This is a genomic window from Rummeliibacillus sp. TYF005 (assembly GCF_003844195.1).
Taxonomy (GTDB): Bacteria; Bacillota; Bacilli; order Bacillales_A; family Planococcaceae; genus Rummeliibacillus.
In genome coordinates this window covers 57,971-82,305 of sequence record NZ_ML122548.1, presented here as the reverse complement: position 1 = coordinate 82,305, position 24,335 = coordinate 57,971, and the positions used below count along the sequence as shown (strand labels likewise).

Annotated in this window: 20 protein-coding genes; 13 read left to right on the top strand and 7 right to left on the bottom strand. The window is 36.7% G+C overall.

Annotated elements, in window-relative coordinates; all coding sequences use genetic code 11:
- Positions 1-75 precede the first annotated feature (75 nt).
- The 11 genes from CW357_RS06655 (at position 76) to CW357_RS06605 (ending at position 15,045) form a co-directional block, all read left to right on the top strand.
- On the top strand, positions 76-2,124 hold the full coding sequence (locus tag CW357_RS06655) for a sigma-54 interaction domain-containing protein (RefSeq protein WP_119414866.1): 2,049 nt from the start codon (positions 76-78) through the stop codon (positions 2,122-2,124).
- 178 nt (positions 2,125-2,302) lie between these two features.
- Entirely contained in the window at positions 2,303-3,406 is a 1,104-nt protein-coding gene (locus CW357_RS06650) for a Leu/Phe/Val dehydrogenase (protein WP_119414867.1), read from the top strand.
- A gap of 179 nt (positions 3,407-3,585) precedes the next feature.
- Entirely contained in the window at positions 3,586-5,013 is a 1,428-nt protein-coding gene (gene lpdA / locus CW357_RS06645; RefSeq protein ID WP_124217639.1) for a dihydrolipoyl dehydrogenase, read from the top strand.
- 15 nt (positions 5,014-5,028) lie between these two features.
- The gene (locus CW357_RS06640; protein ID WP_119414869.1) at positions 5,029-6,033 is read left to right on the top strand and encodes a thiamine pyrophosphate-dependent dehydrogenase E1 component subunit alpha; all 1,005 of its coding nucleotides are present in this window, start codon (positions 5,029-5,031) and stop codon (positions 6,031-6,033) included.
- A gap of 2 nt (positions 6,034-6,035) precedes the next feature.
- Positions 6,036-7,019, top strand: a complete 984-nt coding sequence (locus tag CW357_RS06635; RefSeq protein WP_119414870.1) for an alpha-ketoacid dehydrogenase subunit beta — start codon at positions 6,036-6,038, stop codon at positions 7,017-7,019.
- 19 nt (positions 7,020-7,038) lie between these two features.
- The gene (locus tag CW357_RS06630; protein ID WP_124217638.1) at positions 7,039-8,313 is read left to right on the top strand and encodes a dihydrolipoamide acetyltransferase family protein; all 1,275 of its coding nucleotides are present in this window, start codon (positions 7,039-7,041) and stop codon (positions 8,311-8,313) included.
- A 117-nt stretch (positions 8,314-8,430) separates the two neighbouring features.
- Complete coding sequence (locus CW357_RS06625) at positions 8,431-10,092, top strand: methylmalonyl-CoA mutase family protein (protein ID WP_124217637.1); 1,662 nt, start codon at positions 8,431-8,433, stop codon at positions 10,090-10,092.
- Positions 10,089-12,236, top strand: coding sequence for a methylmalonyl-CoA mutase (scpA, locus tag CW357_RS06620; protein ID WP_124217636.1), 2,148 nt, complete (start codon positions 10,089-10,091; stop codon positions 12,234-12,236). The genes CW357_RS06625 and scpA overlap by 4 nt, the downstream gene beginning before the upstream one ends.
- Entirely contained in the window at positions 12,236-13,315 is a 1,080-nt protein-coding gene (gene meaB, locus CW357_RS06615) for a methylmalonyl Co-A mutase-associated GTPase MeaB (protein WP_124217635.1), read from the top strand. Before scpA ends, meaB begins: the two co-directional genes overlap by 1 nt.
- 339 nt (positions 13,316-13,654) lie before the next feature.
- Positions 13,655-13,933, top strand: coding sequence for a hypothetical protein (locus CW357_RS06610; RefSeq protein ID WP_199670663.1), 279 nt, complete (start codon positions 13,655-13,657; stop codon positions 13,931-13,933).
- 80 nt (positions 13,934-14,013) lie between these two features.
- The gene (locus tag CW357_RS06605; RefSeq protein ID WP_124217634.1) at positions 14,014-15,045 is read left to right on the top strand and encodes an alpha/beta fold hydrolase; all 1,032 of its coding nucleotides are present in this window, start codon (positions 14,014-14,016) and stop codon (positions 15,043-15,045) included.
- Positions 15,046-15,056: 11 nt separating this feature from the next.
- Here the strand turns inward: CW357_RS06605 and CW357_RS06600 are convergent, their stop codons facing one another.
- The 4 genes from CW357_RS06600 to CW357_RS06585 form a co-directional block, all read right to left on the bottom strand.
- Positions 15,057-15,323 (bottom strand): DinB family protein, encoded by a 267-nt coding sequence (locus CW357_RS06600; RefSeq protein ID WP_119414877.1) that lies wholly within the window; start codon positions 15,321-15,323, stop codon positions 15,057-15,059.
- Positions 15,324-15,407: 84 nt separating this feature from the next.
- Positions 15,408-15,845 carry a hypothetical protein gene (locus CW357_RS06595; RefSeq protein WP_124217633.1) on the bottom strand — a complete coding sequence of 146 codons (438 nt, stop codon included), beginning with the start codon at positions 15,843-15,845 and terminating at the stop codon, positions 15,408-15,410.
- A gap of 137 nt (positions 15,846-15,982) precedes the next feature.
- Positions 15,983-17,044 carry an ABC transporter ATP-binding protein gene (locus tag CW357_RS06590; protein WP_124217632.1) on the bottom strand — a complete coding sequence of 354 codons (1,062 nt, stop codon included), beginning with the start codon at positions 17,042-17,044 and terminating at the stop codon, positions 15,983-15,985.
- A gap of 32 nt (positions 17,045-17,076) precedes the next feature.
- Positions 17,077-17,991: a helix-turn-helix transcriptional regulator gene (locus CW357_RS06585; protein WP_119414880.1), complete on the bottom strand. Its 915-nt coding sequence runs from the start codon at positions 17,989-17,991 to the stop codon at positions 17,077-17,079.
- Positions 17,992-18,160: 169 nt separating this feature from the next.
- On the opposite strand from CW357_RS06585, the gene modA reads away from it, so the two are divergent.
- Positions 18,161-18,958 carry a molybdate ABC transporter substrate-binding protein gene (gene modA / locus CW357_RS06580; protein ID WP_124217631.1) on the top strand — a complete coding sequence of 266 codons (798 nt, stop codon included), beginning with the start codon at positions 18,161-18,163 and terminating at the stop codon, positions 18,956-18,958.
- A 3-nt stretch (positions 18,959-18,961) separates the two neighbouring features.
- Complete coding sequence (modB, locus tag CW357_RS06575; protein WP_119414882.1) at positions 18,962-19,624, top strand: molybdate ABC transporter permease subunit; 663 nt, start codon at positions 18,962-18,964, stop codon at positions 19,622-19,624.
- Positions 19,625-19,714: 90 nt separating this feature from the next.
- On the opposite strand, the gene CW357_RS06570 is transcribed toward modB, so the two are convergent.
- From CW357_RS06570 to fdhF, 3 genes are read right to left on the bottom strand one after another with little or no spacing between them, the layout of a single operon-like run.
- Entirely contained in the window at positions 19,715-20,770 is a 1,056-nt protein-coding gene (locus CW357_RS06570; protein WP_124217630.1) for a P-loop NTPase, read from the bottom strand.
- Positions 20,764-21,249 (bottom strand): helical membrane plugin domain-containing protein, encoded by a 486-nt coding sequence (locus CW357_RS06565; protein ID WP_124217629.1) that lies wholly within the window; start codon positions 21,247-21,249, stop codon positions 20,764-20,766. The genes CW357_RS06570 and CW357_RS06565 overlap by 7 nt, the downstream gene beginning before the upstream one ends.
- 3 nt (positions 21,250-21,252) lie before the next feature.
- Positions 21,253-24,192, bottom strand: a complete 2,940-nt coding sequence (fdhF, locus tag CW357_RS06560) for a formate dehydrogenase subunit alpha (RefSeq protein WP_119414884.1) — start codon at positions 24,190-24,192, stop codon at positions 21,253-21,255.
- Between the last annotated feature and the right edge of the window lie 143 nt (positions 24,193-24,335).

The following is a 24,335-nucleotide window of genomic DNA, read 5'->3' as shown; positions in this document are numbered from 1 at the left end:
TATCAACATTCGATACTATAATATCAATAATTATAGGAAAATACTTGAACTAAAATAGATAGGAAGTGAAAAAATTTGCATAGAATAATGATAGTAGGTGCAGGCAATGGGGGAACGGCTATCTTACGGTTATTGGGACACGCATCTAAATGGCAAACCGTAGCAGTTATAGATATCAAGGACGATGCCAGTGGAATCATTGAGGCAAAGAAAATGGGCATTCAAACGGGAAATGACTGGCGAAGTTTTTTACAAGATTCAATTGAAATGGTCATTGATGTAACTGGTGATCACAAAGTTTTTGAAGAGTTAAGGGCGACTTTACCAAAAGAAACAATGTTGATACCGGGTGGATTCGCTGAAATTATTGTACAACTATTACAAGAAAAAGATTACTATATTCAGAAACTGCAATCTTTCTCAAAGCGACAACAAATTATATTTAATTCGATTGAAGAGGGTATGATAAGTATTAATCCTTCAGGAATTGTCACTTTTTTTAACCAAAGTGCACAACGAATTACAGGAATCTCAATGGATGAAGCAATAGGTCAACATATAGATGTTGTCATTCCAAATAGCGGATTAAATAGAGTCATAGAAACTGGTCAAGCTGAAACCAATCAGGAACTACTATTAAAAACGGGCAAAAAAATTGTCACTTCCAGATTTCCAATGTTGGATGAACATTCGATGCAAATCGGTGCATTTGCCATCTTCAAGGATATTAGCGAAGTAGTATCTTTAGCCGAAGAAATTACAGATTTAAAAGAAATCAAAACGATGCTAGAAGCAATTATCCAATCGAGTGACGATGCTATTTCTGTAGTGGATGAACAAGGCCGAGGTATTCTTGTAAATCCTGCGTATACAAGAATTACAGGGCTTCCTCCAGAGGAAATCATCGGAAAGCCAGCTACAACAGATATCTCCGAGGGTGAAAGTATGCATCTTAAAGTAATTGAAACGAAAAAGCCAATTCGTGGTGTCAATATGCGTCTAGGACCGAGTATGCGGGAAGTTATCGTGAATGTGGCACCTATTATCGTAGAAAATGAACTAAAAGGTAGTGTAGGTGTTATTCATGATGTCACAGAAATGCGTTCGCTTGCCCAGGAATTAAACAAAGCAAAAACAATTATTAGATCTTTAGAGTCAAAATATGTATTTGATGATATCATCGGTAATTCGGAAGAAATGACATTGGCTATAGAACAAGCAAAATTGGCTGCTAAAACGCCTGTCACGGTGTTTTTAAGAGGAGAATCAGGAACTGGAAAGGAATTATTTGCTCATGCCATTCATAGTGAAAGTAACCGGCATTATGAAAAGTTTATCCGCGTAAATTGTGCAGCAATTGCAGAAAACTTATTAGAAAGTGAACTATTTGGTTATGAAGACGGAGCCTTTACGGGTGCGAAAAAAGGAGGAAAGCGGGGCCTTTTTGAAGAAGCAAATGGTGGTAGTATCTTCTTAGATGAGATTGGGGAATTATCGTTAAATACACAAGCTAAATTATTAAGAGTTCTACAGGAAAGAGAAATTGTGCGAGTAGGTGGTGTAAAACCAATTCCGATTGATGTTCGTATTATTGCTGCAACGAATGTCAATATGGAAAAGGCGCTACATGATCATACTTTTCGTGAAGATCTATATTATCGATTAAATCGAATGCCGATTTATATCCCGCCATTACGAAATCGATTACAGGATATACCACAACTTGTAGAGCGTTTGTTGACAAAGCTAAATCGTGAATATGGGAGAAATGTGACCACGGTTTCACCAGCGGTTATTCCAAAACTACAATCCTACAATTGGCCTGGTAATGTCCGTGAATTAGAAAATGTCATTGGGCGGGCTATGATTTTCATGCCAATTTCTGAAACAGAAATACATGAACGTTTTGTTCAAATTTCTAGTAATCAGAATGATTTTGCTGAAAACGATAAGGCTCTGAAGATCATTCAAGGTTCACTCGAAGAAATCATGCATCGTCATGAAAAACAAATTATTGAACAAGCATTAGAAACCTGTCAATACAATAAAACAAAGACGGCTCATATGCTCAATATTTCGATTAGAAGTTTATATTATAAATTAGAAAAATATGGTCTTGCATAAAATGGCGCGCAACAAATTGCACATTGCGCAAAATATTGCACGGAATTTAAAAGCCTATCTTAAATGAAATTCATTTAAGGTAGGCTTTTTACATTTGGCATGCTTCTTGCATTAAATAATGGTAACTGGGATTTATAAAAACCAGAAATAGTTCACAACTTCAAAGGGGGACATATCAATGGAAATCTTCAAGTATATGGAAAAATATGATTATGAACAAATTGTAATGTGTCAAGATCAATCTTCAGGGTTAAAAGCAATTATTGCTATACATGATACAACACTAGGGCCTGCGCTTGGTGGTACAAGAATGTGGACTTATGCATCAGAAGCGGATGCTATAGAAGATGCGCTACGTTTGGCTCGTGGTATGACATACAAAAATGCAGCAGCTGGTTTAAATCTAGGTGGTGGAAAAACGGTTATTATGGGTGATCCATTCAAAGATAAAAATGATGAAATGTTTCGTGCGCTCGGTAGATTTATACAAGGATTGAATGGCCGTTATATTACAGCGGAGGATGTTGGTACAACAGTTGCTGATATGGATTTGATTCATGAAGAGACCGATTATGTCACTGGTATTTCTCCTGCATTTGGGTCATCAGGTAACCCATCACCAGTAACGGCATATGGTGTATATGTAGGGATGAAAGCGGCTGCAAAAGAGGCGTTTGGTAGCGATAATTTGAAAGGTAAAAAAATTGCTGTTCAAGGGCTTGGTAATGTTGCTTATACATTGTGTCAGTATTTATATGAAGAAGGGGCAGAATTGATTGTAACAGATATTAATGAACTAGCTGTAACACGAGTTGTAGAAGAATTTGGTGCAACAGCTGTAGAACCACATGAAATATATAAACAAGAAGTGGATATTTTCTCACCATGTGCATTAGGTGCAATTATCAATGATCAAACCATCCCACAACTGAAAGCAAAAGTGATTGCCGGATCTGCTAACAATCAGCTTCAACATTCAGTACATGGCCAGATATTACATGAAACAGGCATTGTTTACGCGCCAGATTACGTTATTAATGCTGGCGGTGTGATTAATGTTGCAGATGAGTTATATGGCTATAATCGTGAACGTGCGATGAAAAGAGTGGAAGGTATTTATGATAGCATAGCTAAAATTATAGCAATATCAAAAAGAGATAATATACCGACCTATTTGGCTGCCAACCAATTAGCAGAAGATCGTATCAATCGAATTTCAAAATCACGAAGCACATTTTTGCGTAATGAAAAGAATATTCTATCAAATAGAGAAAGAGATTAGAAGATATAAATCAGGTGACTTTTAAAATAAGTATGCTATAATTTAGTACCAGGTAATAAAAATATAACTGTCATGTTTGATAGTGCTATTATTTATTTGAATATGACAGTTATCACGTTTTATATATAAAATTTAATGATATAACTAATAGAGAAATATAAAAATAGGAGTGTGTTCTTATGGCTAAGAATTATGACCTTGTCATATTAGGAGGAGGACCAGGAGGTTATGTTGCAGCTATTCGTGCCGCACAACTCGGCCTTTCTACTGCCATTGTGGAACAAAGTAAACTAGGGGGTACTTGTTTACATAAAGGATGTATTCCAAGTAAAGCTTTGCTACGCAGTGCGGAAGTCTATCGGACAACAAAAGAGCAAGCTCATACATTTGGTGTGGAAGCATATGATATAAAATTTAACTTTGAACAGGCTCAAAAACGCAAAAATGGAATTGTTGATCAATTACATAAAGGCGTTCAAGGCTTGATGAAAAAAGGAAAAATTGATGTATATAAAGGCTATGGAAGAATATTAGGACCATCTATTTTTTCACCGATGTCTGGTACTATTTCGGTGGAATTTGAAGATGACCGTGAAAATGAAATGCTCATTCCGAAAAATGTCATCATTGCAACAGGATCCAGACCAAGAGGCTTAAAAGGTTTGACACCAGATAGCAAAACAATATTAACATCAGATGATTTAATGTCATTGGAACAGTTACCACAATCATTAATCATTGTGGGTGGTGGCGTAATCGGGATTGAATGGGCATCAATGTTACATGATTTTGGTGTAGAAGTAACGATTGTTGAATATTCCGATGCTATTTTGCCAACAGAAGATTATGATGTTCAAAAATTAATGACAACTTCGTTTGAAAAAAGGGGTATCCGTGTTTTAACCAATGCCAATATACTTCCGGAAACACTGCAAGCAAATGCTGATCACATTGAGATATCAGCTGAAGTGAATGGTTCACAGCAAAAATTATCCGCAGAAAAATTATTATTATCAGTTGGCAGACAAGCAAATGTAGAAAATATCGGTCTAGATAATACAGATATTGAAGTACACCGCGGATTTATAGAAGTAAATGAACATTATCAAACAAAAGAAACTCATATCTATGCAATTGGTGATGTTATTGGTGGTTTGCAACTTGCTCATGTTGCATCTCATGAAGGAATCCATGCAGTGGAACATATTGCTGGATATCAACCTGAGAAAATTGAACTTCATAAGATAGCACGTTGTATTTATGGTAGTCCAGAAGTTGCAAGCATTGGTTTTACAGAAAAACAAGCAAAAGAACAGGGTTTAGAAATCGCCATAGGTAAATTTCCATTTGCTGCTATTGGAAAAGCGCTTGTTTACGGTGAAACAGAAGGATTTGTGAAAATAATCGCAGACAAAAAGTCGGATGATATTGTCGGGATACATATCATTGGTGCTCATGCAACAGAACTTATATCCGAAGCAAGTCTTGCGATGTTAGTAGATGCGACTCCGTGGGAAATGTCAGCACATATCCACCCACATCCGTCGCTTTCAGAAGCAATTGGAGAAGCAGCTTTAGCTGTTGAAGGAAAAGCGATTCATCAGTAAAGGAGAGATGAGAAAATGACTGAAAACAGACATGCTGCATTAGGTTTATCAGATGAAAAAGTACTTGAAATGTATAGAACAATGCTATTAGCACGACGAATAGATGAAAGAATGTGGCTTCTAAATCGCGCAGGTAAAATCCCATTTGTTATTTCTTGTCAAGGCCAAGAAGCAGCACAAGTAGGGGCGGCTTATGCATTAGACAACGAAAAAGATTATATCGCGCCTTATTATCGAGATATGGGGGTTGTCCTTCGTTTCGGAATGACTACACAAGAACTAATGCTATCTGCTTTCGCAAAAGCAGAAGACCCAAACTCCGGTGGTAGACAAATGCCAGGACACTTTGGACAAAAGAAAAATCGTATTATAACAGGCTCATCACCCGTAACAACACAAGTACCCCATGCAGTAGGGGTAGCTTTGGCTAGTAAAATGCAAAAGAAAGATTTTGTGACATTTGTAACTCTAGGTGAAGGATCCTCTAACCAAGGTGATTTCCACGAAGGGGCTAATTTTGCGGGCGTTCATAAACTACCGGTTATTATTATGGTAGAAAATAATCGCTATGCTATATCTGTTCCGTTAAAAAAACAACTTGCTTGTGAAAATGTATCTGATCGTGCCAAAGGGTATGGAATGCCAGGTGTAACGGTAGATGGTAATGATCCAATTGAAGTTTATAAAGTAGTAAAAGAAGCAGCTGATCGAGCGAGAGAGGGGAAAGGACCAAGTCTTATCGAAACAGTTTGCTATCGTTTGACTGCGCATTCATCTGATGATGATCAACGTCAATATCGGACAGAAGAAGATTTAGCAGAAGGAAAAGCACATGATCCGATTATGAGATTCTCAAATTACTTAAAAGAATTGAACATTTTAACATCAGAACTTGAAGAGAAAATGCAAAATGACATCATGGCTGAAATTGATGAAGCTACTGAATATGCAGAACAGGCCCCATATGCAGCACCTGAGCATGCATTAAAATACGTTTATGCAGAACAGGAGGAAGTATAAAAATGGCCGTTTTATCTTATATTGATGCAATTACACTTGCGATGAAAGAAGAAATGGAAAGAGATGAACGAGTTTTTATCCTTGGTGAAGATGTTGGTCGTAAAGGTGGCGTATTCAAAGCAACAAACGGCTTATATGAACAATTTGGCGAAGACAGAGTAATCGATACACCATTAGCAGAATCTGCAATAGCAGGTGTCGGAATTGGTGCTGCTATGTATGGCTTAAGACCAATTGCAGAAATGCAATTTGCTGATTTTATCATGCCAGCTGTCAACCAAATCGTTTCTGAAGCAGCAAAAGTTCGCTATCGTTCAAATAATGATTGGAATTGTCCAATGGTCATTCGTGCACCTTTTGGTGGTGGTGTTCATGGAGCACTTTATCATTCACAATCTGTTGAAGCAGTATTTGCGAACCAACCAGGGTTAAAAATTGTCATTCCATCTACTCCATACGATGCAAAAGGCTTATTAAAAGCTGCAATTCGTGATGATGATCCTGTATTATTTTTCGAACATAAAAGAGCATATCGTTTGATCAAAGGCGAAGTTCCTGATGACGACTATACCATTGAAATTGGGAAAGCAGACGTAAAACGTGAAGGCGATGATATTACGGTTATTACGTATGGCTTAGGTGTGCATTTTGCATTGCAAGCAGCTGAAAGAATTGAAAAAGATGGAATTAGCGCACATATATTAGATTTGCGAACAATCTATCCACTCGATCAAGAAGCTATTATTGAAGCTGCGAAGAAAACGGGAAAAGTTCTTCTAATTACAGAAGACACTAAAGAAGGCAGTGTAATGAGTGAAGTAGCAGCAATTATCGCGGAATATGCTTTATTTGATTTGGATGCACCGATTAAACGCTTAGCAGGACCAGATGTACCAGCTATGCCTTACGCGCCAACAATGGAAAAATTCTTTATGATTAGTCCTGAAAAAGTAGAACAGGCCATGCGCGAATTGGCAGCATTTTAGTGCTAAGGAGGGGAATAATATGACCATACAAAATATTACAATGCCACAACTTGGTGAAAGTGTTACAGAAGGTACAATTGAAAAATGGCTGATCAAACCTGGTGACCAAGTAAAAAAATACGATGCTTTAGCTGAAGTTCAAACAGACAAGGTGACAGCAGAATTACCATCATCATTCACAGGGACAATATCTGAACTGATCGCGCATGAAGGCGATACAATTGAAGTGGGTAAGATTGTTTGTACCATCGAAATTGAAGATGCTGTCGTAAACCCATCAACAGTAACTACTCATTCAAAAGAAAGTTCTAACGAAGATCAAAATACTAATACTTCGAACGGAAAATCGATGAAAACAAGATATTCACCAGCTGTTGTACGCTTAGCTTCAGAACATCAAATTGACCTCACGCAAGTAGAAGGTAGCGGCGCTTCTGGACGAATAACACGAAAAGATATCCAAAAGATTATTGAAACGGGTAATATTCCTAAAGCGACAAAACAAAAGGTGGAACAACCAAACATAGCCACGCAACAAGTTATACCTGAAGTGAAGTTAACAAATCACATAGAAACGCAGCCATCAAGCATCGGTGATATTGAAATCCCAGTATCAGGTGTTCGACGTGCAATTGCCAAGAACATGGTGATGAGTACACAAGAAATACCGCATGCCTGGATGATGATGGAAGTGGATGTCACTGATTTAGTAAGTTATCGCGATTCGATAAAAGAGGATTTTAAAAAGAAAGAAGGATATAATCTTACGTACTTTGCTTTCTTTGTAAAAGCAGTTTCCCAAGCTTTAAAAGAGTTTCCAATGATGAATTCACAATGGCAAGGTGACAAAATTATTCAGAAAAAGGATATCAACCTTTCTATTGCTGTAACAACAGAAGATGCATTGTATGTTCCAGTTATTCATCATGCAGATGACAAGTCGATTAAAGGTATCGCAAAAGAGGTCCATGAACTTGCCATTAAAGTACGAAGCGGCAAGTTGAAATCCGAAGATATGCAAGGTGGAACATTCACTGTAAATAACACAGGTTCATTTGGCTCTGTTCAATCGATGGGTATTATCAATTATCCACAGGCAGCGATATTACAAATAGAATCTATTGTAAAACGTCCTGTAATTATGAACGGTGGAATGTTTGCTGCAAGAGATATGGTGAATATTTGTTTATCCATTGATCATAGAATTTTAGATGGATTCGTAAGCGGGAAATTTCTAGCTCGTGTAAAAGAAATTCTCGAAAATATATCAAAAGACACAACTTCAATCTATTGATAGATGTCTGAAGACCGTAATATTACGGTTTTCAGACTTTTTTTTCTTTTATGAAGTCACATTGTTGTGTAAAATAGTAATAGAATCACTGAAGGGGGGAAGCGTCATCGCGTCCGTATGACAAACATGAAAGAAGTAGAATTTAAAAAACCTTCTTACGATGAATGGCAAGAAGCATCGATTAAGGCTCTTAAAGGAAAACCTTTTGAATCATTATTTACAAAAACAATTGAGGGGATTACTCTTGAACCTTTATACACAACTGAAAGCCTAATGGCAAAAGTTGACGGGAAATTAGAGGAACAAGTATCAACTATTCGAGCAATGCAAGTGGATAGTGCATTTACTGTAGCTCAAGCAGCATATGGAGATTCGATTGAAGAATTCATCGCTCAAACAGAGGATTCGTTTGAACGAGGTAACCAATATGTTACAGTTGGCAAAGTGAAATTTGAATGGAATGAAAATGCATTAAAACAATTAGCAGCATTACTTGAAAAACATCCATTTGTTATCAATGTTGTTGATCCAGCAGTTGTTGACGTATTTAAATATGTTGAGAATAAAGATATTTCAGGCTTTATCATTTCAAAAGAGGAACAAACTATTCTGGATTTTCCGAATGTTCGAAAGTTAAACGCTTACATTCAAGATGCGCATTATCAAGGTGCAAATGCAGTTCAAGAATTAGCGATTGCATTAGCTAAAGCAAGTGAGTTAGCTAACAACATGGAATTCGCTGAATTTGAAAAACAATTTTTCGTATCCTTCGCAATCGATACAAAATTCTTTATGGAAATCGCAAAAATCCGTGCATTTAGAGTATTATGGAAGGCTTTTGCAAAAGCTTATGGTGTAGAAAATCCTCAACCAGTTAAAATTTTTGCAGAAACATCTTTACGTAGCTTTTCAAAATTAGATGTTTATGTAAATCTTTTACGTGCCGGAAATGAAGCATTTTCTGCTGTATTAGGTGGAGCGGACGTGGTGACAGTTCATCCTCATGATGTACTAACTAAACCAACAAACCAATCAATTCGTATCGCACGTAACGTATCCTTAGTGATTAAAGAAGAATCTCATATAACGCAAGTTCTAGATCCTGCTGGCGGTTCTTATTACGTTGAATCATTGACTCATGAGTTAGTGAAAAAGGCTTGGGCGAAATTTGTTGAAATCGAGGAAGCTGGCGGCTATAGCGCATATGCTGAATCAGGAAAACTTCAAAAAGAACTTGACGAAATGATGGCAAGACGTATCAACGATGTAGAACGTCGCAAAACTGTTTTAGTTGGTACAAATAATTTCGCAAATGCGAACGAAGAAGTACCATCAGAATCATTCTATGAAGTAAATCGAATTGCAAAACCATTCGAAGAACTTCGACAACAATTCAAACAATCACCGGTACATGTTGCGATTTTAACATATGGAATTCTCAAAAATATTAAACCACGTACTGACTTTGTAAAAGGTATATTCGCGACTGCAGGTATTACTGCAGAAGTAACAGATCCATTTACAGATATCGAAAAAGCAAAAGAGTGGTTATCAAATACGACAGCTGACTATGTAGTATTTAGTGCAACTGATGACGATACAAAAGAAGTCATTCCTGCATTATTAGCTTCAAAACCAGGACATATATTATTAGATGCTGCGGGTAAATTTGATGAAGATTGGGAAGAACAAGGACTAAATGGTTTTGTCTTCGCTGGTCAAAATATTATTGAGAAATTACAAGGCATCCAAGATACCTTGAAGGAGGTTCAACGATGAGCAAGCCAAATTTTGCTGATATTTCGATAGAAGAAGTTTTAAAAACAGAAGAAGTTCCTGTTTCAGATAAAACATTTCATACAAATGAAAATATTGAAGTGAAAAATGTATATACGAAAGAAGATTACAAAGGATTAAAACATCTAAATGATGTAGCTGGAATTGCTCCAAATACACGTGGACCTTATCCGACAATGTATGTAGGACGTCCTTGGACAATCCGTCAATACGCAGGTTTCTCTACAGCTGAAGAATCAAATGCTTTCTATCGTCGTAACCTTGCGATGGGTCAAAAAGGTTTATCAGTTGCCTTTGACCTTGCGACGCACCGTGGCTATGACTCAGATCACCCTCGCGTAACAGGTGATGTTGGTAAAGCCGGCGTTGCAATCGACTCAGTAGAAGATACAAAAATTCTATTTGATGGTATTCCACTTGATCAAATGTCTGTATCCATGACGATGAATGGTGCGGTACTACCTGTTCTTGCGTTTTATATTGTAACAGCAGAAGAACAAGGCGTAACACCTGATAAATTATCAGGTACAATCCAAAATGACATTTTAAAAGAATATATGGTTCGTAACACATATATTTATCCTCCAGAAATGTCTATGAAGATTATCGCTGATATTTTTGAATATACATCAAAATTCATGCCGAAATTTAACTCAATCTCTATTTCTGGTTACCATATTCAAGAAGCTGGGGCTACGAATGATATTGAACTTGCATACACACTAGCAGATGGTCTTGAATATGTTCGTACAGGATTAAAAGCAGGCATTGATATCGATAAATTTGCTCCACGTTTATCTTTCTTCTGGGCAATCGGTATGAACTATTACATGGAAATTGCGAAAATGCGTGCAGCTCGTCGAATTTGGGCACAAATGATGTCTACATTCAATCCGAAAAATCCAAAAACATTAGCATTACGTACTCACTCACAAACTTCTGGTTGGTCTTTAACAGAGCAAGATCCATTTAACAACGTGACACGTACACTAATCGAAGCAAACGCAGCAACAATGGGACATACGCAATCCCTTCATACAAATGCACTTGATGAAGCAATTGCTCTACCGACTGATTTCTCAGCTCGAATTGCGCGTAATACGCAATTGTTCTTGCAAAACGAAACAGGTATGACGAAAACAATCGATCCATGGGGCGGTTCATACTATGTTGAAAAACTTACAGATGAACTAACTCAATCCGCTTGGAAATTGATCGAAGAAATTGAGGATCTTGGCGGTATGGCAAAAGCGATCGAAACAGGTCTACCAAAGATGAAGGTCGAAGAAGCAGCAGCAAAACGCCAAGCAAAAATTGACTCAAAAGCAGAAACGATTATAGGTGTGAACAAATATCGTCTTACAGAAGAAGAACCGATTGAAATTTTAGATATTGATAATACATTAGTACGTCAATCTCAAATTGACCGTATTAACAAAATGAAAGCTGAGCGAGACGATGCAGAAGTGAAACGCCACTTAGCACGCCTAACAAAAGCTGCTGAAACAGGCGAAGAAAACTTACTTGCTGTTGCAGTAGATGCAGCTCGTGCACGTGCAACACTAGGCGAAATTTCAGATGCTATTGAAAAAGTATCTGGACGTCACAAAGCAGTTATTCGCTCAATTAGTGGGGTGTACGCTACGAACTATTCAGATGAAGATGCGATTAAAGAAATAAAACAAATGACTGACGAATTCCTAGAAAATGAAGGTCGTCGTCCACGTATTCTAGTAGCAAAAATGGGTCAAGATGGTCATGACCGTGGTGCGAAAGTAGTTGCAACTGCTTACGCTGATTTCGGTTTTGACGTTGATATTTCACCATTATTTATGACACCAGAAGAAACAGCTCAAATGGCAGTAGAAAATGATGTTCATGTTGTAGGTGTTTCTTCACTTGCTGCGGGTCACAAAACATTGGTTCCTGAACTTGTTGCAGAATTGAAAAAATTAGGTCGTGAAGATATTATCGTTATTGTTGGTGGAGTTATTCCAGCACAAGATTATGATTTCTTATATGAACATGGTGCAGCTGCAATCTTTGGACCTGGTACTGTATTGCCAATCGCATCACAAAAAATGCTTGAAATCATATACAAAAACTTGGGCTATGAGGAAGCTTAATGCCTGATAAAGAATCCGCGCTTTTTGTACAACCAGGTGTTAAAGCGATTCACGATGGTATGGAGCCAACAAAGCGAAAAAAGTTTGTGAAGAAAAAGAAAGAAAAGCAAGATTTGGATGAGTTAGCGTCAGAGGTTCGAGAAGGTTCTCGCTTACATTTAGCCAAAGCCATCACACTTTTAGAAAGTTCGAATGTTGATGATAAAGTAGAGGGGCAGGAGTTATTAAAAAAACTCCTCCCTTATACAGGAAATTCTATTCGAATTGGAATTACAGGTGTACCTGGTGCAGGAAAGAGTACGTTTATCGAATCCTTTGGGAAAATGCTTTGTAGCCAAGGTCACAAAGTAGCGGTGCTAGCCATTGATCCAAGTTCAACAGTTACCGGTGGGAGTATTTTAGGGGATAAAACAAGGATGGAAGAATTATCTCGTGAGAAGAATGCTTTCATCCGTCCATCTCCTTCTGCCGGTACACTTGGTGGCGTACACAAAAAAACGCGTGAAACCATGCTTTTATGTGAAGCAGCTGGTTATGACATTATTTTGATCGAAACAGTTGGTGTCGGACAAAGTGAAACCATTGTCCGTGGCATGGTTGATTTCTTCCTTTTACTTGTCTTGACGGGTGCAGGGGACGAACTACAAGGTATGAAAAAAGGAATTATGGAACTCGCGGATACAATTCTAGTGCATAAAGCAGATGGTGATAATATCCGCAATGCCAAAAAAACAGCTGCAGAATATAAACAAATTCTTCATCTGTTACAACCCGCAACGTCAGGCTGGACAACTCGCTCTATGACAGCATCATCTTATGAAAATAAAGGATTAGACAAAGTACTTGAAACCATCTTAGAGTTCCAAAAACAAGGATTAGAAAATGGGGTTTGGGATAGTCGCCGAAGCAAACAAACAACCGATTGGTTCCAATCCATGATTCACGATCACTTAATCGATTCCTTCTACGGAGACCCCGCAAGAAAGAATCAGGTACAAACTCTAGAACAACAAATACTAAATGGACAAATCACTGTCGCACAAGGTGTCGAGCAGTTATTTCCAAAAGAGGCTGAGTAATTTTTACTCAGTTTTTTTTGTTTGAGTATAAAGTGATATTTAGGATAATAAGGTAATAATTGTTCGCAGATGAAGATATAAATTGTGCTGAACGCGGAACAATTTTCAAAACCGCGGAACAACCAGTGAAAATCGCGGAACGACAACCGAAAACCGCGGAAGTTACATCAAATATCGCGGATAAACTAGCGGAACAAATAACGGGGTCGCTAGAAAAATTTTTGAATACTTTTTTTACAAGATATTGAAGATATGCATTTACTGAAAAACTAATATTTGGTATAATTTGTTAATGGTTAAAATTAAAACATTTTGTAAATAAAAGGAGGCTTAGAAGTTTTGGATAAGAGAGAAAAAGGAAACATTTTAGGGCTTGTAGCTTTATTACCCATCATTATAAACATTGTAATTTTCTTTTTACTAAGAGGGCCTGATGCTGATATATCTGTGATAATCGCCATCTATAGCGTATTATCAATAATTGGTATTGCCCTTGCAATACGTTCTTGGCTTTTGTCGAGACGACTTATTCTTTTAATGACCGGTTTATTAGGAAACGTACTTGTTCTAGGGGTTGCATCTTTATTATTATTAGCGATGGGAATTGGCGAAAAATAAATTATTTAAAACTTTGACGAGCGTTGATCTAAGAATAGGTTAACGCTCTTCAAGTAAAATTTATTGTTAAAGGGAGTCTTATGAAAAAAATATTACAATCAATTAAATTTTTCGGAGTAATTATAGTTTTATTATTAATCATAGCACTTTTTTTCCCTACATGGACTCCGCATAAAAATGGCGAGAAGAGTATTAGTACATTAGAACAAGTAGAGATTAATGGAAGTGGTCATGAAATAATGATTCGCGGTAAAGACCGGCATAATCCGGTTATTATTTTTGTACATGGGGGACCAGGATGTTCAGAAATACCCTATGCTAAAAAATATCAAGACTTACTAGAAGAAAATTTTACTGTTGTAAATTATGATCAACGGGAAAGTGGAAAATCATATCATTTTTTTGAGGACTATTCGAATCTTACATCAGAGTTATTAGTGGATGATTTATTAGCTTTGACAGATTACATATCCGAACGTCTTGGCAAAGAAAAAGTATTACTGATTGGTCATTCTTATGGTACATATATTGCAACACAAGCTGCCTCTAAAGCTCCAGAAAAATATGAAGCCTATATTGGGATTGGGCAGATGAGTGATACAGTAAAAAGTGAGATAGAAGCTTTGAATTACTCTATTAATCAGGCTCAAAAAGAGGGAAATAAGGATGATGTTACAGATTTACAAAAGCTAACGGAAAATATTAAAAATGGGGATACATTTACCCCAAGAAATTATGTTGCGAAATATGGGGGGAGTGTAAGACTGATTGATAATCCCGATGGAAATAATCTGGATATGCTATTAAGTAGTGAATATAACTTATTAGATGTTATTCGCTATAACTTTGGAGTATCTTACTCGCAAAATGCTTTGTTAAAAGAAGTATTAAAAAATCCATTACCCACTAAAGTAAAGAAACTTGAAATACCTTGTTATTTTGTTATGGGAAAATATGATTATATGACGACATATAACGAAGCAAAAAACTATTTTGACCGGATTGATGCCAGTCAAAAAGAATTTATCACTTTTGAGAAATCAGCGCATTATCCACAATTTGAAGAGAAGAAAAAGTTTGATAAATGGATGGTTGATACATTTGTTAAATAAAAATATATATATCAGTAAAGTCTACCAATTATCGTTCTTGCATATTCCTTTACTTCTTGCAACGATTGAATTGTCTGTATGTCTTTTTTAATAACTGGCTTTCCAAGCATTTGATGAACCCAAATTTGTTCACAATCGATTACATGAAATAGTGTATGTAAAAAGCTTTTCATCCCACCGATTCGTTCTTTTGTTAACTCTTCATGTGGAATCTTCTCACACCATTCAAACCATTCTTCGCGAACTTTCCAATTATAGTTAAATAACATATTTATCATATTTGAGAGAATCTCCTTCTGTAATTAATATTTTTCTAATAATTGAACAAGAAGTTATCTGGAAATCTTTTAATATAAATTAAGTTATTCAGGAATAGAGATGGTAATTGTATTTGTATTGCGGGTTGGTGTAATCGTTTTTGTAGCTATTGGGTGCTCCTCCTGTTGTTCGGTGGTGTCAGTGCTACCAGACTTTGGTTTACTAAAATATTCATCCATTGATTTCTTGTCTGTTTTATAAATTTTAATCGTATAAGGTACATTGATATATAAGTTTGCAGTTACTTTTTTTTGATCACCTGAAATAAGTGACATATCTTGTGGAGTGATTGCTACTTTATCAGTTTGTTTGCCGTCTGACAGTATCCGAATCAAATAACTTTGTTCGTTATTTGTAGAATCCTTAAGTTCAATGGTGAATTTTACTTTTTCTGAAGTTTCCACGGGATCATCCTTTCCGCAAGCAATTAATATCATAGATAATAAGAAGCAAGATATTATTTGTAATCGATGAAGTTTCATAAAAACCTCCTAAAATAATGAATTTTAAAAATTACAAAAATTTAATAACCATTAAATCGAACAATTTGCATTTATTAATATGAACGACATAAATACTATCTAGCACTTATGCCGTTATATTACCCTTTTTACAAAAACTATAGTAAAACTTTTTGAGTTTCTCTATCAAAAAAATAGATATTTTGAGGATCGATGCTGATGGAGAGGGGTGTTCCAATGTCTATTGGATGCTGTCCACTCCATTTGGCGGTCCATGATTCGCAAGGCATGTCAAATGTAACGTGTGTTTCATGTCCGAGTTGTTCAATACTTCGAACTTGCATTTGTAAGTTCCCACCTAGTTGGATATGCTCAGGACGTATACCTACAAGAAATTCCTTTAGTTGAGGAAGGGAAGAGGAGATTGACTGTGGTAATTCAATTTCCCATTTCTCTTCAATAACTAAGTGTTGCTTATTACAGATGGCTTTCGCGATATTCATTTTTGGTGAGCCGATAAAACGGGCGACAAATACATTCTGAGGATGATTGTATAAATCAAGCGGCTTTCCGATTTGTTGAACGATGCCTTCGTGAAGGACCATAATGCGATCACCCATGGTCATAGCTTCCGTTTGGTCATGGGTGACGTAAAGAATCGTTAGTCCGAGCTTTTGTTGAATACGGCGAATTTCAGTCCTCATTTGTGTTCGAAGCTGAGCATCCAAATTTGATAAAGGTTCATCCATTAAGCAAATAGGTGCATCGTTGACGATTGCACGTGCTAATGCAACGCGCTGTTGCTGGCCACCTGATAATTCATGTGGTTTACGGGATAAAAAGCTTTCTAAGCCAGTTAATACTACAGCATCTTTAAGTCGTTCTTCTTGTTCTTTCTTTGCTTTCTTCCTCATTTTTAAATTAAATAGAATATTTTGCTTTACTGTTAGGTGTGGGTAAAGCGCATATTGTTGAAAAACCATCGAAATATGGCGGTTACGGGGTGGTATTTCGTTCATTCTCTGATCATTGATGATAAGCTCACCGTCTGAAATACTTTCTAATCCAGCAATCATATTTAATAATGTACTTTTACCAGAACCTGATGGACCAACGAGCACAAAAAATTCTCCCTTTTGAATATCAACATGAATATCCTTTAGAACGAATTGCTGCTGATTATAGGTTTTCTGTAAATGCTTGAGCTCTATAAAAGCCATACATCTTGCCTCCACTAAATAATAGAAGATACTCAAAACGTTTCGTGAATAATTGTTCCTGTTTTAGAAAAGTCATAACCTCCAATTGAACTCAATTCAGAGTGGAATGCTTCAGAAGTTAATATATTCTTTACTTCTTCAATAAGCAGGTTATTTTTTTTAGTTTTTAATAGAACAATATCATAACTTTCATCAATAAACGGCACAAAATCTACATCCACCAATTTAGCTGTTTTTTCTATACCAATCCCAACATTTGCTTCACCATTTGCTACTGCAGTTGCAACACCCAAATGATTCGCTTCTTCTCTGTTATAGCCATTTATTGTCGAAGGTATAATATGATTGATGCGGAGCTGTTCATCTAGAAGTGTGCGTGCACCAGAACCTTTTTCACGGTTCATGATGAAAACATTTGGATTTGCTAAATCTTTAAAGGAACGAATGTTTAGGGGATTGTCCTTTTGAACGTAAAATCCAGCTTTGCGCGATACAACGTTAAATAAAATATAAGGTTGGCTAACGAAAAACTTCTTCACATACGGTACATTATATTCGCCTGTATCGCCATCATATAAATGTAAGCTGGCAATATCTATATCTCCTTTATATAGAGCTATTAATCCATTCAAGCTTCCCTCGTGTGAACGGAGTGTTGTAAAATAATTGTTTTTAGTAATATATTTTCCTAATAAATCAAGTACTAAGTCCTGGCCACTAATAATAATTGTTTGATGATCTCTTGTCATCGGTTTTAACGTAGCATCCGTATTAATAATTTTTTGTTTTCCAATATAAGCTTCTAAATCAAGAGCATCAATTCGCATTTGACGACCAACTCGAAAGACAGGAAGATCTCCTTTTTTCACAAGGTCATATGTAGTGAGTTTGGATACTTTTAATAGTTGTGCTACTTCTTCAATAGTGTAGGAACGTTCCTGTAACATAGCAATCCCTCCAATACTCTTATAGTAACGTATATATTTTGCTTTTGTAAAAAAAGATGATTTTTTATTTTATAATTAATTATAATAAGATATAATAGGTTATAAATAGTTATATCTAATTATAACTTATTATATCTAGTTCTTATTTGCAATAAGGAAGGACAAAACAATGAAAAAGTTTAGTTATTTATTATTTTCGATAATGCTTGTACTTGGCATATTATCTGGCTGCGGTAGTCAAGAACAGCAAAAAAGCAAGGATACATCAAAGGAAAGCCAAGTTGAAATAACTGTGTCAGCAGCAGCAAGTCTGCAAGATGCACTCAATTCACTTAAAACAACGTATGAGAAGGAACATTCTAATGTGAAAATCACCTATAACTTTGGTGGTTCTGGTGCATTACAACAGCAAATTTCACAAGGTGCACCTGTAGATTTGTTCTTCTCGGCAGCAGAAGATAAATTTGATCAACTTGTTAAAGAAGGTCTTATTGAAAAATCACAAGGTGTAGATTTATTATCAAATGATTTAGTTTTAGTCGTTCCTAAAAAGAATGAGACAGGAATTCAAAACTTTCAAGATTTAACAAAGGCAAAAAAAGTGGCACTTGGCACACCTGAAGCAGTACCAGCTGGTCAATATGCGACAGAAACATTAAAAAATATTAAGGTTTGGAATACAGTAAAACCTAAAGTTGTGTACGCAAAAGACGTAAGACAAGTACTAACATATGTTGAAACTGGTAATGTTGATGCAGGAATCGTTTATCGAACAGATGCAATAGTTTCAAAAAAAGCAAAAATTGTCGCTGTAGCTGATGATAAGTCACATACACCGATTATTTATCCACTAGGCATGATTAAAGATAGTCAACATACAAAAGAAACAAAAGCTTTCTATGATTTCCTTCAAAGTAAAAAGGCAATGGATGTTTTTAAAAGCTATGGCTTTAAAGGAGTAAAATAGTAAATGGCGATGGATTTTTGGACGCCGATTCGTCTATCAATTGAAATCGCATTTGTTTCGGCATTTATTGTTATTGTATTTGGCATTTTTATTGGAAAGTGGATGGCTAAAAAAACATTTAAGGGCAAAACTATTTTGGAAACTATTTTGTTGCTTCCTTTAGTATTGCCTCCAACAGTTGTTGGTTTTTTACTTATCATGGTATTTGGTAAAAGTAGCTGGCTAGGACAAGCAATTGAATGGTTTTTTCATCAACCAATCATGTTTACCTGGTGGGCTGCTGTTATTGCTTCAACAGTTGTCGCTTTTCCCTTAATGTATCAATCTGTAAAAACCGGATTTGAAGCTGTAGATGAAAAGCTTGAAAATGCAGCACGCATTGATGGTGCAAAGGAATGGCAAGTTTTTCTTTTCGTTTCTATTCCTTTAGCGATGAAGTCCATTGTTTCAGGTAGTATTTTAAGTTTTACTCGAGCGTTAGGCGAGTTTGGTGCTACACTTATGTTTGCAGGAAACTTACCAGGGAAAACGCAAACTACACCTCTGGCTATTTATGTTGCAATTGATTCTGGCAACATGACATTAGCTTGGGCATGGGTGATTGTGATGGTTAGTTTATCCTTTATTATGCTACTCGGAGTCCATTTGATAAAGGTACGCACGTAAGTAAGATGGTATTTACGTATGTTCAAGAAAAATAAATCTATGTAAAAAACAAGCCAAACGTTATTTTACGTTGGCTTGTTTTTTTAAAAATTATTTATTGTAGGTAAAGATAAGATCTTCAGCTAAATGAGTGAAGGCTTCTCCAACAACTGAATCTTCATCATAAACAGAAGAACCAGTATTTTCTTCCGGTTGTACGAAAGGAACTTGGGCTATGACCTCAGTTTGTAGTTGCTTAGCTAATGCTTCGCCGCCACCTTGGCCAAATAGATAATTACGATCACCTTCGTGATTTTCAAAGTAAGCCATATTTTCAACTACACCGATAATTTTGTGCTTAGTATGTTGTGCCATCACACCTGCTCTTGAAGCAACATATGAAGCAGCATTATGTGGTGTCGTAACGATGATTTCCTGTGCATGAGGGATCATTGCAGCAACATCAATTGCCACATCACCAGTACCTGGAGGTAGATCTAATAGTAAGTAATCTAGGTCGCTCCAATGGGTATTCGCTATAAAGTTGCGAATCCATTTGTTTAACATAGGTCCTCTCCACATGACAGGTTGGTTGTTTTTTGCATAAAAGCCCATTGACATAACTTTTACACCATGGCTCACAACAGGTATCGCTGTTTGCTCAATCATCGTTGGTTTCTCATCAATTTTCATCATAGTTGGAATACTAAAACCATAAATATCGGCATCTATAATACCAACACGTTTTCCTTGTCTTGCAAGGGCTACGGCTAAGTTAATAGTGACGGTAGATTTACCAACGCCGCCTTTACCGCTAGTAATAGCGATAAAGTGTACACCGGAGTCAGGTTTTAATATTTTTGGCATTCCAGTTTCTGTTGTTGCTTGTTTTTTCAAAGAAGCAGTTAATACTTGTCGTTCTTGAGCTGTCATAGAACCAAAAGTAAGTTCAACATGTGTTGCGCCGATTTCTTTTAGTGCTTCTTCAATTTCCCTTTTAATTTGGGCTTTTAAAGGACAGCCTCGAATAGTAAGTACTACTTCTAGTTGAATATTCGTGCCGTCAATTTTAATATTGCGCACCATATTCAATTCCACAATGCTTTTATGAATTTCAGGGTCATTGATTTTTTTAAGTGCCTCTAATACGGCTTTATTTGTTAACATTCTTCTTTCAATCCTTTTCCAAGACCTTTTAAGAAGTGAATACCGAAGTTTAATGCACGGTTAACATCAGGATCTTTGATGACTTTCATCAAGCTAAAGATTGTTACTTTTTCATCGCTAGCTAATGCGTTGTTTGCATCATCAAGTCCGGTATTTAAACTACCCATTAATTTCTTCGTATTCTCTGGATCTATTGCTGACAATAGACCAGCAACTGCTAATAGTTGATTGATGACGTTAGTTACAGGCTTACGAGAAATTTGTCCAAGTGCAATATGGGCAATTTCTTCTTTGGCTGCAAGCATTTTATTGACTGCATCTAATACGCCAATATCATTTAAATCAGAAACGATAGAAAAAATTTGTTGAAGTGCTTCATCATTTTCTGTAAGCAATTCTTTTAAATCATTTATTTTTTGCTCTGCAATTTGTTCTTCTGAAACTTGTTGCTTTTTAATATTTGTAATTGGTGCTGCCATTTTCTACACCTCTTCGTTATTCGTTGTTAAGTGAACATAGCCTGGGCGAGCCCATTTGCGTTGTACTTCCACACCATTTTGCGGATGACGTTTTTTATTACGAGGGTTTGCCGCTGGTAATGGATTTTTACCTTTGCGTTTTAATACTTCTACACGAATCTTCGTTTGTTTGTAAGCTGGTGTAGATGTATTTGCATCACCTTGTGGACCTGTTAAGAAGTTAATAGAAGAATCTTTATCTGTTGAGTTCATTGGTAAGAATAATTCGTTACCTTGAACACGGTCTGTAATAAGTGCTGGTACTTTTAATGCACCGTATGGAGATACGAGGCGAAGTAGTGCACCTGTTTCAATATTACGTTCTTTTGCAAATTCTGGTGATACTTCAACGAAAATCTCAGGTACTTTTAATTGGATACCAGTTGATTTATTTGTCATGTTACCTTCGTGGAAGTGTTCTAACATACGACCATTGTTGATATGACAGTCATATTCGCAAGCATATTCAACTACTGGTGCCCAGTCATTTAGTGCGAAGCGCGCTTTTTTGTCTGGGAAGTTGAAGCCGTCTAAGAATAGTAATGGTGTATCTGCACCGTTAATTGGGTCACCCCAAACGAAGCTATTCCAGCCTTCCATATAATCGTAGCTGTTTTGTGCAAAGATTGGTGTTAAGCTTGCCATTTCAGCGTAAATGTCACTTGGGTGTTCGTAGTTCCAGTTAGCACCTAGACGATTTGCAACGTCTTGTACGATGCGCCAGTCTGGACGAGATTCACCAAGTGGAGGTAATACTTCATATAAACGTTGAACACGACGTTCAGTATTTGTGAAAGTACCTTCTTTTTCTAATGAAGGAGAAGCTGGTAAGATAACGTCTGCATATTGAGCAGTACGAGATAAGAATACATCTTCTACAACACAGAATTCTAAGTGAGATAATACTTCGTCAATGTGGTTAGCGTTCGAATCAACTAATGCCATATCTTCACCGACGATGTACATAGCTTTCATTTTGTTTTCCATAACGGCATCAAGCATAGCCATGTTTGTACGACCCGGTGTTGCTGGGATTTTCGCACCGTAAGCTTCTTCGAATTTCGCACGAGCTGCATCATCCGTTACTTTTTGATAGCCTGGGAAAAGGTTTGGTAATGTACCCATGTCACAAGCACCTTGTACGTTGTTGTGACCGCGTAATGGATAAGCACCTGCACCTGGGCGACGGTAGTTACCTGTTGCTAATAATAGGTTTGAGATAGCAGCAGAAGTGTAAGAACCACCAGTATTTTGTGTAACACCCATACCCCAAAGTACACATGTACCATCAGCATCGCGAATCATTTCAGCAATGTTAATCAATGTAGCTTGTGGGATTTTTGTTTCTTTTTCAGCATATTCAAGTGTGTATTTTTCTAATACTTTTTTGAATGCTTCATAATCATTTACGTTTTCGTCAATGAATTTTTGATCGTGCCAGCCTTGGTCAATCATGTATTTTGTAACAGCCATTAACCACACTTGGTCCGTACCTTGTTGAGGACGAATGTGAATGTCTGAGCGTTCAGCCATTTCATTTTTACGGATATCAGCAACGATTAATTTTTGACCATGTAATTTGTGTGCACGTTTTACACGTGTTGCAAGTACTGGGTGACCTTCAGCTGGGTTTGCACCAATGATGATAACAAGACCTGCTTTAGCAATATCTTTAATTGTACCTGCGTCACCACCGATACCAACTGTGCGGCTTAAGCCGTCTGTTGCTGGAGATTGGCAATAACGTGAACAGTTGTCAACGTCATTTGTGTTGAATAATTGACGTGCCATTTTTTGAATAAGGTAGTTTTCTTCATTTGTAATTTTAGAAGATGAGATAAAGCCGACTGAACCAGGACCGTGTTCTTTTTGAATACCGCCTAATTTAGAAGCAACTAAATCTAATGCTTCATCCCAAGAAGCTTCTACAAACTCATCGCCTTTACGGATTAATGGTTTTGTAATACGGTCTTCTGAATTTACGAAGTCCCAACCAAATTTACCTTTAACACATGTAGAAATAGCATTAACAGGACCATCAGATGGTTGTACTTTTAAGAGATGACGACCTTTTGTCCAAACTTCGAATGTACAACCGACACCACAGAAAGTACATACAGTTTTTGTTTTCTTAGTACGTTTGCTTCGCATAGCAGCTTCAATTTCAGAGATAGCGAAGATACCGCTATATCCAGGTTCTACTTCTTTGATTACATCAATCATTGGATCTAGCATATCTTGTTCTAGTCCAGTCATAAAACCAGCTTCGCCAAGCATTGATTTTTCCATCAACGCGTTACATGGACAAATAGATACACATTGACCACAGCTAACGCATGAAGAATCATTGATATCAACGCCTTCATCCCAAATAACACGAGGACGTTCAGCTTCCCAATCAATCGAAATAGTTTCATTTACTTGAAGGTTTTGGCACACTTCAACGCATTGACCACAAGCGATACATTGGTTTGGATCATAGCGATAAAATGGATGTGACATATCTACTTCTGAAGGGTCCACTTTTGGTTTGTATTCATATTTTTGATGTTCAACTTCCATCATTTCTACCGTATTGTGTAGTTTACAGTTACCATTGTTATTATCACAAACTGTACAATATAACATATGGTTTTCTAGTAAACGGTCCATAGCTTCAGTACGAGCTTCTACGGCTTTTTGTGATGTAAGTTCTACATTCATTCCATCCATTGCTTTTGTTGAACATGAACGAACAAGTTGACCATCTACTTCAACGATACATGTATCGCAAGTTTGAATAGGGTCCACTTCTGGTACATGACAAATTTGTGGATGTGGAATTTCATTTTTGTTAATGACGTCTAAAATCGACTCGCCAGGACTTACTTCATAAGGCGTGCCGTTAATCTTCATCTTCGTCATATTATTGCCTCCTATTTTCTCAAAATAAAAAAATCCACCATGAACATATACACTTCGAACTAAAAGAGTATATAAAAATTCATGGTGGATAAGAGTTTTAACAGATCTTGCTAAAAGACCAATCCAAGATTTTTTTGAGATGA